Origin of the sequence: Arthrobacter sp. 2YAF22_2 (assembly GCF_052114645.1) — a bacterium.
Taxonomy (GTDB): domain Bacteria; phylum Actinomycetota; class Actinomycetes; order Actinomycetales; family Micrococcaceae; genus Arthrobacter.
The window spans coordinates 1-12,322 of the sequence record NZ_JBFRFD010000040.1 but is presented as its reverse complement, the minus strand read 5'-3'; the positions used below and the strand labels follow the sequence as shown (position 1 = coordinate 12,322).

The 12,322-nt window shown below is 67.9% G+C and carries 11 protein-coding genes; 3 read left to right on the top strand and 8 right to left on the bottom strand.

Annotation, left to right across the window (positions count from 1 at the left end; genetic code table 11):
• Positions 1–57: 57 nt before the first annotated feature.
• The 4 genes from AB4Y86_RS03250 to lysS form a co-directional block, all read right to left on the bottom strand.
• A complete protein-coding gene (locus AB4Y86_RS03250; RefSeq protein WP_441400026.1) occupies positions 58–2,550 on the bottom strand; it encodes an ATP-dependent Clp protease ATP-binding subunit in 2,493 nt (830 codons plus the stop codon).
• Positions 2,551–2,904: 354 nt separating this feature from the next.
• Complete coding sequence (locus tag AB4Y86_RS03245) at positions 2,905–3,231, bottom strand: histone-like nucleoid-structuring protein Lsr2 (protein ID WP_441400024.1); 327 nt, start codon at positions 3,229–3,231, stop codon at positions 2,905–2,907.
• 149 nt (positions 3,232–3,380) lie between these two features.
• Positions 3,381–3,554, bottom strand: coding sequence for a hypothetical protein (locus AB4Y86_RS03240; RefSeq protein WP_441400022.1), 174 nt, complete (start codon positions 3,552–3,554; stop codon positions 3,381–3,383).
• 2 nt (positions 3,555–3,556) lie between these two features.
• Complete coding sequence (gene lysS / locus AB4Y86_RS03235; protein WP_441400020.1) at positions 3,557–5,089, bottom strand: lysine--tRNA ligase; 1,533 nt, start codon at positions 5,087–5,089, stop codon at positions 3,557–3,559.
• Between the two features lie 77 nt (positions 5,090–5,166).
• Between lysS and AB4Y86_RS03230 the strand changes: the two genes are divergently transcribed.
• The 3 genes from AB4Y86_RS03230 to AB4Y86_RS03220 are packed head-to-tail and all read left to right on the top strand — an operon-like array spanning position 5,167 to position 7,630.
• Positions 5,167–6,078 (top strand): alpha/beta fold hydrolase, encoded by a 912-nt coding sequence (locus AB4Y86_RS03230; protein WP_441400018.1) that lies wholly within the window; start codon positions 5,167–5,169, stop codon positions 6,076–6,078.
• Positions 6,079–6,123: 45 nt separating this feature from the next.
• A complete protein-coding gene (locus AB4Y86_RS03225; protein ID WP_441400016.1) occupies positions 6,124–6,750 on the top strand; it encodes a thymidine kinase in 627 nt (208 codons plus the stop codon).
• 46 nt (positions 6,751–6,796) lie between these two features.
• Positions 6,797–7,630, top strand: a complete 834-nt coding sequence (locus AB4Y86_RS03220; protein WP_441400014.1) for an alpha/beta fold hydrolase — start codon at positions 6,797–6,799, stop codon at positions 7,628–7,630.
• A gap of 114 nt (positions 7,631–7,744) precedes the next feature.
• Here the strand turns inward: AB4Y86_RS03220 and AB4Y86_RS03215 are convergent, their stop codons facing one another.
• The 4 genes from AB4Y86_RS03215 to AB4Y86_RS03200 all read right to left on the bottom strand — a co-directional run.
• Positions 7,745–9,211: a DHA2 family efflux MFS transporter permease subunit gene (locus AB4Y86_RS03215; protein ID WP_441400012.1), complete on the bottom strand. Its 1,467-nt coding sequence runs from the start codon at positions 9,209–9,211 to the stop codon at positions 7,745–7,747.
• A gap of 285 nt (positions 9,212–9,496) precedes the next feature.
• A complete protein-coding gene (gene panC / locus AB4Y86_RS03210; RefSeq protein WP_441400011.1) occupies positions 9,497–10,384 on the bottom strand; it encodes a pantoate--beta-alanine ligase in 888 nt (295 codons plus the stop codon).
• A gap of 1 nt (position 10,385) precedes the next feature.
• Positions 10,386–11,303, bottom strand: coding sequence for a Rossmann-like and DUF2520 domain-containing protein (locus tag AB4Y86_RS03205; RefSeq protein WP_441400009.1), 918 nt, complete (start codon positions 11,301–11,303; stop codon positions 10,386–10,388).
• The coding region (locus AB4Y86_RS03200; RefSeq protein WP_441400007.1) for a PH domain-containing protein at positions 11,296–12,322 on the bottom strand (1,027 nt) is incomplete at its 5' end. The genes AB4Y86_RS03200 and AB4Y86_RS03205, both read right to left, overlap by 8 nt.

Here is a 12,322-nt window from a genome sequence, read left to right as displayed (position 1 = left end):
CCTCCTTGAGGGAAGCGGCCGGCGCCTTTGTATTTTCGGCGTTCTAGCGGCAGGCGCCTAGACGCTCGGCGCGATTTCCGGAATGCGGGGCTTGGCGTTCCCGGCGAAGGTGAACTTCGCAGTGTCGCCTTCGCCTTCCACGTCCACCACCACGATGTCGCCGGAGTGCAGCTCACCGAACAGGATCTTTTCGGAGAGCTGGTCCTCGATCTCGCGCTGGATGGTGCGGCGCAGCGGCCGGGCACCCATCGCGGGGTCGTAGCCGCGGGTGGCCAGCAGCACCTTGGCCGCGGGCGTGAGCTCGATGCCCATGTCCTTGTCCTTGAGGCGCTTCTCCAGGCGGTTGACGAACAGGTCCACGATCTCGATGATCTCGTCCTGGGTCAGCTGCGGGAAGACCACCACGTCGTCGACGCGGTTCAGGAACTCGGGGCGGAAGTGCTGCTTCAGCTCCTCCGTGACCCGGGCGCGCATCCGGTTGTAGCCGGTCTGCGTGTCCGTGCCGGATTGGAAGCCCGTCGCTACGCTCTTGGAGATGTCCCGGGTACCGAGGTTGGTGGTCATGATGATCACGGTGTTCTTGAAGTCCACCACCCGGCCCTGGGAGTCGGTCAGGCGGCCGTCTTCCAGGATCTGCAGCAGCGAGTTGAAGAGGTCCGCGTGGGCCTTTTCCACTTCGTCGAACAGGACCACGGAGAACGGACGACGCCGGACCTTCTCGGTCAGCTGGCCGCCCTCCTCGTAGCCCACGTAACCCGGAGGGGCACCGAAGAGCCGCGAGACGGTGTGCTTCTCTGAGTACTCGGACATATCCAGCGTGATCAGCGCGTCTTCCTCGCCGAACAGGAACTCCGCGAGGGCCTTGGCCAGTTCGGTCTTGCCGACGCCGGTGGGGCCGGCGAAGATGAACGAACCGCCCGGGCGCTTCGGGTCCTTCAGGCCGGCACGGGTGCGGCGGATCGCCTGGGACAGGGCCTTGATGGCCTCGTCCTGGCCGACCACACGCTTGTGCAGCTCGTCTTCCATCTTCAGCAGGCGCGAGGACTCTTCCTCGGTCAGCTTGAAGACCGGAATGCCGGTGGAGTTCGCCAACACCTCGGCGATGAGATCCTCATCCACCTCGGAGATGTCATCCATGCCGCCGGTCTTCCACTGGCGTTCCTTCTCGGCGCGCTCGGCAATGAGCTTCTGCTCCTTGTCGCGCAGCGAGGCGGCACCTTCGAAGTCCTGCGCGTCGATCGCGGATTCCTTCTCCAGCTTCATGGCCGAGATCTTCTCGTCCAGGATTTTGAGCTCCGGCGGGGCGGTCATGCGCCGGATGCGCAGCCGGGCACCGGCTTCGTCAATCAGGTCGATCGCCTTGTCCGGCAGGAAACGGTCCGAGATGTAGCGTTCGGAGAGGCTGGCCGCCGAGGCGAGGGCGCCGTCGGTGATGGTGACGCGGTGGTGCGCTTCGTAGCGGTCACGCAGGCCCTTGAGGATCTCGATCGCGTCGGCGACCGAAGGTTCCTTGACCTGGATCGGCTGGAACCGGCGCTCCAGGGCGGCATCCTTCTCGATGTGCTTGCGGTACTCGTCCAGCGTGGTGGCACCGATGGTCTGGAGCTCGCCGCGGGCGAGCATGGGCTTCAGGATCGAGGCCGCATCGATCGCACCTTCGGCAGCTCCGGCACCCACCAGGGTGTGGATCTCGTCGATGAAGAGGATGATGTCGCCGCGGGTGCGGATCTCCTTGAGGACCTTTTTCAGCCGCTCTTCGAAGTCACCGCGGTAGCGGGAACCGGCCACCAGGGACCCGAGGTCCAGGGTGTACAGCTGCTTGTCCTTGATGGTCTCCGGCACGTCACCGCGGACGATCGCCTGGGCCAGGCCCTCCACGACGGCGGTCTTGCCGACGCCGGGCTCGCCGATCAGCACCGGGTTGTTCTTGGTGCGGCGGGAAAGGACCTGCATGACGCGTTCCATTTCCTGCTCGCGCCCGATCACCGGGTCCAGCTTGTTTTCCCGCGCGGCCTGGGTCAGGTTCCGGCCGAACTGGTCGAGGACGACCGAGCCGGCCGGGGTGCCTTCGGCCTGGCCGGGGCCAACGCCTGCGCCGGAAGATTCCTTGCCCTGGTAGCCGGAGAGCAGCTGGATGACCTGCTGGCGGACCCGGTTCAGGTCCGCTCCGAGCTTTACCAGCACCTGGGCTGCCACACCTTCACCCTCGCGGATGAGACCGAGCAGGATGTGCTCGGTGCCGATGTAGTTGTGGCCCAGCTGCAAGGCTTCGCGCAGCGAGAGCTCCAGCACCTTCTTGGCACGCGGGGTGAAGGGGATGTGGCCGGACGGGGCCTGCTGGCCCTGGCCGATAATCTCCTGCACCTGCTCGCGGACTCCGTCGAGCGAGATGCTCAAGGACTCGAGGGCCTTGGCGGCAACACCTTCACCCTCATGGATCAGACCCAAGAGGATGTGCTCGGTACCGATGTAATTGTGGTTCAGCATGCGTGCCTCTTCTTGGGCAAGCACAACTACGCGACGGGCACGGTCCGTAAATCGCTCAAACATTTCGCCACACTCCTAGCTACGACGTACTTTGATGCTACGTGGCGGAGTTCCAGATTTGTGGCTTGTTCGCCATGGGGGAAACCGAGCCCGCGGCAGGCTCCGTTCGGCGGGTCCCCGGCAGCGCCGTCCGGCGGCCAGGCCAGGGGCCGCCCCGTCCCGGCTCTGGGGCGCCCCGACCCGCCCCGTCCCGGCTCTGGGGCGCCCCGACCGGAATGAAACGTGTCGTTCCCGTTCAAACCGGGACCGAATCCGGCTGCGCGGCGCCCCCGCACCGGGGTATGACAATGCCCCCGCCGGAGAGGCGGGGGCATTGTCTAACAGCGCATCCGGCTGTCACGCTTCAGGGCGGCGAAACTAGGAATTCGCCTTTTGGTAGGCTTCCTGGATTTCAGCCTGGATACGGCCGCGGCTGTTTACCGCGTAGCCGTTGTCCCGGGCCCATTGACGGATCTGTGCCGAGTCCTGATTGCGGCCGGTCGAAACTTTAGTCCGGGTGGCCCGGCCGCTTGATGTCTTGCGTGCGTGGGCGACGTACCGCTCTAGCGCCGAGCGGAGTTCCGACGCATTGCCGGATGACAGGTCAATTTCATAACTGACGCCGTCCAGGCCAAATCGGACAGTTTCGTCCGCGGATCCCCCATCCAGATCATCCACGAGGATGATTTTGACTTTCTGTGCCATAAAGGTTCTCTTTTCAAATGGATGAGAATTTAGAAAAGCAGGATGTATCTATAGAAAGTATCCATCCTATTACGGCTGCGAGTCAAAGCGTAAAGCCCCTTCCAAGTCAATTCACAGGAAAGAATAGCCCGCTATTAGCGTTGTTCGGGCTAATGCCCGTTCCCCGGACCCGGGTTCTGCTCCTGGCCGCGGGCTGCCGCGTCCGCCTGCGCGCGCGCTTCGGCCTGGCGCTCGGATTTGTCGGCATTGAAGATCGCCTTCATGGCGAACCAGAAGATGAGTCCGACCACGACGGACGGCAGTAGGACGGCAATGTAATCCATGATCAGTGTCCTTCGGGCTTCAGCAAGGGGAAGAGGATGGTTTCGCGAATACCGGCGCCGGTGAAGAGCATGACGAGCCGGTCAATGCCCAACCCGATGCCGCCCATCGGCGGGGCCCCGTATTCGAGGGCGCGGAGGAAGTCTTCGTCGAGCTGCATGGCTTCGACGTCGCCGGCGGCCGACCGGCGGGACTGTTCGGTGAGGCGTTCGCGCTGGATGACCGGGTCGATCAGTTCGGAGAACGCGGTGCCGCGCTCCATTCCGCCGATAATCAGGTCCCACGCCTCGATCAGCCGGTCGTCCTCGCGGTGCTGGCGTGCCAGCGGCTGCGCGGAGGGCGGGTAGTCGTAGACAAAGGTGGGGTTGAGCAGTGTCGGTTCGACCAGTTCACCGAAGAGTTCCACCACCAGCTTTTCGGCGTCCCAGCCGGCGTCGACCTTGACCTCATGCTTGGCGGCGAGGGCCAGCAGCTCCGAGGCAGGGGTTTCCGGAGTGATTTCCTGGCCCACGAAGTCGGAGAGGCCCGGGTACACGGCCATCCAGGCCCAGTCGCCGTCGAGGTTGATTTCGCCGGCTTCGGTCTGCAGCACGCGGCCCACACCGGCTGCGTCGGCGGCGTCGAGGATGATCTCCTTGATCCTGTCCGCCATGACGAACTGGTCCGCCCAGGCCTCGTAGCTCTCCAGGGTGGTGAATTCGGGGCTGTGTGTCGAGTCGACGCCCTCGTTGCGGAAGACGCGGCCCATGTCGTAGACCCGGTCGATCCCGCCCACCACGGTTCGCTTCAGGTACAGCTCGGTGGCGATGCGCAGCGTCATCTTCTGGTCGAAGGCGTTCATGTGCGTCTCGAAGGGACGGGCCGTGGCACCGCCGTGCACCAGCTGCAGCATCGGGGTTTCCACCTCGACGTAGCCCTGGCGGTGCAGGGTCTCGCGGATGGAACGGGTGATCGCGGCGCGGGTGTAGACCATTTCGCGGGCCTCGTCGCGGACGATCAGATCCACGTAGCGCTGGCGGACCCGGGTTTCCTCGTTGAGCTCGGCGTGCAGCACGGGCAGCGGCCGCAGCGCCTTGGAGGCCATGGCCCAGGACTCGGCCATCACGGAGAGTTCGCCGCGGCGGGAGGAGATGACCTCGCCCTTGATGAAGACATGGTCGCCCAGGTCAACAAGCGACTTCCAGTCCGCGAGCGCTTCCTCACCGATATTGGCCAGGCTGAGCATGACCTGCAGCCGCACGGCTTTGCCGTCCGGGCCGCCCTCCTGGAGGGTCGCGAAGCACAGCTTGCCGGTGTTGCGGATGAAGACGATCCGGCCGGTCACGCCGACGATGTCGCCGGTGGTCTCGTCGGCCTCGAGGTGGGAGTACTTTTCGCGGATTTCGGTCAGCGAATGCGTGCGCTCAACCCCCACCGGGTACGCCTCGATGCCACGTTCGATCAGCTTGGCGCGCTTCTCCATGCGGACCAGCGTCTGCTCGCTGGCGTCGGAGTGCTCGGCGGCGTTATTCGGGGCGGAGGAGTTTTGGGAAGTCACAATCCCCAAGTTTACCGGGGATTCTGCCGCCGCCGGTCCGGCAGTTGCGGGAATAGACCGGGAATAGACTCACAGCTATGGAGACGTGGACGATTCGGACCGACGACGGCGAGGGGCACCTCGAGCTACACACGTTCCGTCCGGCGCCGGGAAAGCAGCCCGGCCCGGCGGCGGCGCCCGGCGGCGTCGTCGTCGTGCATGGGACGCTGGTCACCGATGCCTTGTACCATTCCTTCGCCCGGACCCTGGGCCGGCTGCTGGGCCGCCCGGTGCACTGCTACAACCGCCGCGGCCGGGCCGGGTCCTCGCCGCAGCCGCCCGAGTACTCGGCTGCGACGGAGGTGGACGACCTGGCCGCCGTGCTGCGGCACACCGCTTCCACGGACGTCGTCGCGCACAGCTACGGCGGGTTCGTGGCGTTGCAGGCCGCCCGCAGCGTGCCGATCCGCCGCGTAGTGACCTACGATGCCGCCGTCTCCCTGGCCGGGAACCTCACCAGCCGCTGGCGCCCGGAGCTGGAACGCTCGGTGGCGGCCGGGGAGCTGGACCATGCATGGGCCCTGCTGGTCCAGGGGCTGGAGACCGCGGGGCCGGTGTCAAAGTTGCCGCTCGGCGCCCTGCGCATGCTCAGCATTCTCTCGGCCCGGACCACCCTGGGCGCACAGATGCGGGAGCTGCTGCCCACGGCCGTCGCGGAGATGCGCGCCGTACTCGACGCCGACGCCGAGCTCGCCGACTTCGCCCGCGTCACCACACCGACGCTGATGCTCACCGGCGGCTGGAGTCCGGACTATTTCGCCGACACCGGGAAGCAACTCGCGGCGGCGGTCCCGGCGATCGAGTTCGCCGGGGTGCCGGGCCAGCTGCACGAAGGACCGATCCGGCCCGGCAACCGCAGGCTGGCCCTGGTTGCTGCACGGTTCCTGCTCGACGACGGCGACAGGCCGGCGCGGCTCGGGGTCCGCCGCCGGCTGCGGCTGGGCCGCTGACTTCTGGCACTAGAATCGGGGGCGACCGATGTCGAAAGGACACCCTTGGCCAAGCTCTACTTCCGCTACGGCGCGATGAACTCCGGCAAATCAACGGGCCTGCTGCAGGTCGCGTTCAATTATGAGGAGCGCGGCCAGAGGGTGCTGCTCGCCAAGCCGGACATCGACACGAAGGGCGACGCCGACGTCGTGTCCCGGCTGGGGATGACCCGCTCGGTGGACTTCCTGATTCCCGCCGGAGCCTCCGCCCGGGAGCTGTTCCTGGCCCACGCCCACGGTGATGACCCCGATGCCCTGCTGCAGCACGTGGACACGCCGCCCGTGGCCTGCCTGTTAGTCGATGAGGCCCAGTTCCTTGAGCCGCAGCAGGTGGACGACCTGTTCCGGATCGCAGTCCTGGACAACGTGCCCGTGCTCGCCTACGGCATCCGTTCCGACTTCCGCACGCGCGCGTTCCCCGGTTCGCTCCGGCTGCTCGAGATTGCGCACACCCTCGAGGAGCTCAAGACCATCTGCCGGTGCGGCCGCAAGGCCATCTTCAACACCCGCCGGATCGGCGAGCAGGTGGTATTCGACGGCGAGCAGGTAGCCATCGACGGGCAGGACGCCTGGTACGAGTCGCTCTGCGGGTCCTGCTACCTCGAGGTCTCCGGCGGCCGGCTGGGCAGCTAGCGGCCGCCCGCTGTGCGGTTCCGGGCGCCTCGGATAGGCTCGGAGCATGACCCGCGAGAACATCAAAACCCCCGACGGCGGCACCCTTGAGCTTTTCAGCACGGGCGCGGAACTGGCCGCGGCGGGGTCCGGCGTCGTCGTCGTGGCTGCCTCGATGGTGACGGCCGCCGACTACACCCGCTTCGCGCAGAAGCTCAGCGCCGCCCTGGGCCGGCCGGTCCACACGTTTAACCGGCGCGGCCGCGGCTCGTCGTCGCCGCAGCCGGAGGACTACACGCTGGACGTGGATATCCGCGACCTTGACGCCGTAATGAAGCACACCGCCAGCACCGACGTCTTCGGGCACAGTTTCGGCGGCGCCGTGGCGTTGCACGCAGCCCGCACCCTCCCGGTGGAACGGCTGGCCGTGTACGACCCGGCCGTGTCGGTGAACCACAGCGTCACGGCCGACTGGACCGCCGAATACGAACGCCTGACCGCCGCGGGTGACGACGACCGCGCCCTCGCCGTGCTGGTCCGCGGCCTCGAGACCGGCAGTGCGTTGTCCCGGATGCCGTTATCCATGCTGACCCTGGCGAACAAGCTCACCGCCGGCACGCCCGTGGGCAAGCAGTTGCGGGAGCTCATGCAGACCGGCGTCCGCGAAATCAAGGCGATCATCGCCGCCGACATGCCCGCCGAACCGTTCCTGGAGCTGCCGCTCGAGACACTCATCATCGTGGGCGAGAAGAGCCCGGCGTACTTCGGCGTCGCCTGCGGCCAGATCCACGACGTACTCTCCGGCTCCAGCTACCGGATCCTGCCGGGGATGGGCCACGACGGTGTCAACAAGGCCCCGGACAAGCTCATCTCCGAGCTCAGCGAGTTCTTCGCCGGCTAAGGTGCCAGCCAACCGGCACCACGTCCGGGGGCACTTTGCCAGGGATTTCGACGCGGGCGGGACTGGTTAGCGGCGTGTCCGTGTCAATGTGCCCCCGGGCGGCCGGAACGTAGGTCAGTGGCCTGCGTGGCCGGCCGCGCCGTCGGTCTTCCGCATCAACAAGGACAGCACGACGGCGGCGAGCGCTATCGCGGCCGCGGTCAGGAACGCCGCGTGCATGCCGGCGACGATTCCGGCGCCGGCCGAGACCACCGCGAAGATCGAAACCAGCAGCGCGGTCCCGGCCGCCCCCGCCACTTGCTGCAGGGTGCTCATGATGGCCGATCCGTGCGAGTACAGGTGCGGCGGCAGCGGGTTCAGCCCCGTGGTGAAGGCCGGCGTGAACAGCAGCGCCAGGCCCAGGCTCAGGGCCACGAGCAGCGCGATAATCCAGCCCACCGGCGTCTGGGCGTCCAGCCGGGACAACTGCCAGAGCGAAAGCACCATGAGGGATGATCCGGTCACGGTCAGCGGCAGCGGGCCGACCTTGTCGAAGAGCCGGCCGATGACCGGACCCAGCAGGCCCATGGCAAGGCCGCCCGGCAGCAGGACGAGGCCGGTTTCCAGCGATTTGAGGCCGCGGATTTCCTGCAGGTACAAGGGCAGCAGGATGACGGCGCCGAACAGGGCGATCATCGCGACCACGAGCAGCAGCACGGACACCGTGAACATCCGGAAGTTGAAGGCACGCAGGTCCAGCAGCGGCGCGTCGGACTTCTGCAGCCTGAGCTGGCGCAGGACAAAGGCGAGCAGGGCCACGACGCCGACGGCGAGTGCTGCGAGCGCCGGGGTGGCGGGCCCTCCCCCGCCGCCGCCGATCTGGCTGAGTCCGTAGACGACGCCTCCAAAGGCCGGGACGGTCAGGATCACGGAGAGTGCGTCGAGGCGGGTCTTCTCGTTCTCGCCGATATTCCGCAGGAACCTGGCGCCGATGCCGAAGGCCAGCAGGGCGATGGGCAGGACGAAGACGAACATGAACCGCCAGGTGAAGTGCTCCAGGATCAGCCCGGAGACCGTCGGGCCCATGGCCGGGGCCACCGAGATCGCGATGCTCACGTTGCCCATCACGGCGCCGCGGCGTGAGACGGGGACCAGGGTGAGGATGGTGGTCATCAGCAGCGGCAGCATGATCGCGGTGCCGCCGGCCTGGACGATTCTGGCCAGCAGCAGGACTTCAAAACCCGGCGCGAGGGCCGCCAGCAGGGTGCCCCCGGAGAACAGGCCCATGGCCAGCATGAAGACGGCCCGGGTGGAAAGCCGCTGCAGGATGAAGCCGGTGGTGGGAATCACCACGGCCATGGTCAGCATGAAGCCGGTGGACAGCCACTGCACGGTGGGCGCATCGACCCCCAGATCCACCATTAGCCGCTGCAAGGCGACGTTCATGATGGTCTCGTTCAGGATCACCACGAAGGTGGCCACCAGCAGGGTCGCGATGATGGCGACGGACTCCCTGGACAGCTTTTCCGGTGCGGCGGTGGCGGGGTCAACCCTGGTCTGCGCAGGGTCGCGGTGGGCGGTTGGCGAGATGTCTGTAGCCATGGTTTTCCCTCAGGGAGTTCGGGGCGGGTTCCGGCGCATCAGTCCCGCCTCAGGTTCCAACCGTCGGCGTTGCGGAGTAATTCCCATTGCTCCGGCAGTCCTGCCAGAAAAGCTTGGACGCTCCCGCAGTTCCGGCGAGAAAATCTCAGACCCTCCCGCAGTTCCTGCCAAAAAATAACGGACGCTCCCGCAGGTCCTGCCGCCACAGGTGCGGGAACTGCGGGAGCGTCCACGCCCGGCCCGCCACAACTGCGGGAGCGTTCGGCATCCTGCGGTCGATCGCTGCTAGGAATCCAGCGGCACGTTATCGATCAGCCGCACCGGGCCCACCTTCGCCGCGATCAGCACGAGCCCCTCGCCGCGGAACGGGGTTTCCCGGCAGTTCTCTGCGAGCGGCTCCAGGGTGCGCGGATCGACGACCTCGAAGTAGTCCAGCGCCACGAGGGGCTGGGACTCGACAAGGGCCCGGGCCGAGTCCAGGTCCAGTGGTTCGTGCGCATTGGCGCGCTCCTCCACCAGCCGCAACGCCCGGGACAGCACCAGGGCGGCTTCGCGCTCCGCTCCGGACAGGAAACGGTTGCGGCTGGAGAGGGCCAGCCCGTCCAGGGACCGCACGATCGGCACCGCGACGACCTCCACCGGGAAGTTCAGGTCCGACACCATCCGCCGGACCAGGGTCAGCTGCTGGGCGTCTTTCTGGCCGAAATAGGCCCGGTAGGCCGCCTGCCCCGCACCGGGAAGGCCGTAGTGCAGCAGCTTGGCCACCACCGTCAGGGCACCGTCGAAGTGCCCGGGCCGGGACGCACCCTCCCACTTGTCCGCCAGCACGCCCGAGGTGATCCGCACCATGGGTTCCCCGCCGGGATACACCTCCTCCACCGAAGGTGCGAACGCCAAGTCCACGCCTTCAGCCTCGAGCAGGGCCAGATCCGCGTCCAGGGTCCGCGGATAGCGCTCCAGGTCCGCTGCCTCACCGAACTGCAGCGGGTTGACGAAGATGCTGGCCACGACGACGTCGTTCTGCTCTACCGCGGTGCGGGCGAGGCGGGCGTGCCCCTCGTGCAGGGCGCCCATCGTGGGCACGAGCCCTTGTGAGGTGCCGCGCTTTTCGGTGAGCAGGCGCGCACTTTCGGCACGCAGTTCGGCTGCCGTGGTGACGAGCTGGATTGCCATCTCAGGGTCCTTCCTCAGGGGTCGGGCCACCGCCGGGCGACTCCAGGGCCCTGGTGATGCCGTTGATTTGCTCCGGCCTCAACAGCCCCCGGCTGCCCGCACGGCGGGCCGTCGCCCGGGCCATGGCCAGGTACGCCTCCAGAATATCGCCGCCGGAACCGCCGTCGAGCTCGCGGAGCGCCTCGGAGTGCGCGGCGACGGTTCCCACGTCGCCGCGGGCCACCGGCCCGGTCAGCGCCGCCTCCCCCGAGGCGAGGGCGTTTTCCAGGCTGGCACGCAGGAGCGGTCCCAGCATGGCCTCCGGGGCGTCCACGCCGACATCGCGCAAGAGCTCGGAGGCCTGGGCCACGAGGGTGACCATGTGGTTCGAGCCGTGGGCCAGCGCAGCGTGGTAGAGCGTACGGTCACCCTCGGCGATCACGACCGGTTCGGCCCCCATTTCCACCACGAGGGCCTGCGCAATCGGCAGCATGGCCGGGTCGGCCGTCACGCCGAAGCTGCAGTCCAACAGCCGGGTGAGGTCCAGGCTCATGCCGGTGAAGGTCATGGCGGGRTGSAGSGCCAGCGGRATSGCRCCGGCCGCGCGGACCGGGTGCAGGATGCCGACGCCGAACCGCCCGGAGGTGTGGGCGACGATCTGCCCGGGCTGCCAGGCACCCAGTTTCGCGAGACCTTGCACGAGCGGGCCGAGGGCGTCGTCCGGGACCGCCAGGAGCACCAGTTCGGCGCGTTCCACGATCTCCTGGACTTCGAGGATGGGGACGCCAGGCAGCAGGATCTCGGCGCGTTCGCGGCTCGCGTCCGACACGGCTGCGACCCCGACGACGGCGTGTTCGGCGGCGCGCAGCGCCGCCCCCAGCACGGCCCCCACCTTGCCGGCTCCGATGATTCCGACGCCGAGGCGTCCTGGCTTAGGCATGCTGCGGACCTTCCTGTGGCGTGTTTTCGAGGGGTGCCTGTTTGAGGTGCCCGGCCGGCGCGAGCCAGTGTTCGCTGGTCTGCCCCTTCCGGGCGGTGCGGGCGCGGGTGGCCTGCGCGTCGAGCAGGGCGCGTCCCTCGTCCAGCCCGGCTTGGATCAGCCGCGGCGCGACCGGCCCCGCGGTAGTGTGCAGGACCAGGTCTACGACGCCGAAACGCCTGGCCAACGGGCCCTGCTGCAGCGAGATCGACTGCGTGCGCTGGTGCGGGACCAGCACGAGGTGGCGCCACCAGCGGCCGGAGCGGATCAGCAGCGCGGTGTCGGTGGCGGTGAAGCCGTTCCGGCGCCAGCCCAGCGGCGCGAGCAGGCGCGCCCGCCTGGGGGTGGTGACGAAGCCGCCGTCGGCTTCCGCTCCGGAGCCGGCGGGGGCACCCGGCCGGACGGCTGCGGGCGCGAAACCGTTCAGCCCCGCGGTGAAGACGCGCACGGGGTCCGGTGTGCCGGGGTCGGGCAACACCAGCGAGAGCATGCTGAGCACCTCCGGCAGCGTCCCGACCGGCAGYAGGGTGGTCCGCGAGGAGGCCTGGCCCTGGCTGCCTTCCGTTCCGTAGCCGGCCACGTTGATCTGGATGCGGTACCAGCCGAAGATCCGCCAAAGCGGCGGCTGGCTGACGCGCAGGGCCTGGATCCGCCCGGGCGGGAGCGTCACGGCCTGCGTGTCCAGCAGGCCGTAACGCAGCCGGATGCCGTCGGGCGATACGGCGGCGGTGAAGTTGTAGCCCTTGGTGAAGGACTTCCAGTACGCCGCGACCAGGCCCAGGCCGGCCGGGACCAGGTAAAAGTAGAAACTGCGGTTGTCGGTGACGGCGGAGAGCACCACCGACGCCGCGGCGCCTAGGACAATGACGACGCTCTGCTCGCTCAGCGCCAGCGATCCGGCCAGCCGCGGCGGCGGCACGGTCAGCACCGCGCGTTCCGGTGCCTCCCCGGCAGCCACCGCGGGCTGACCCGGCGCCCCC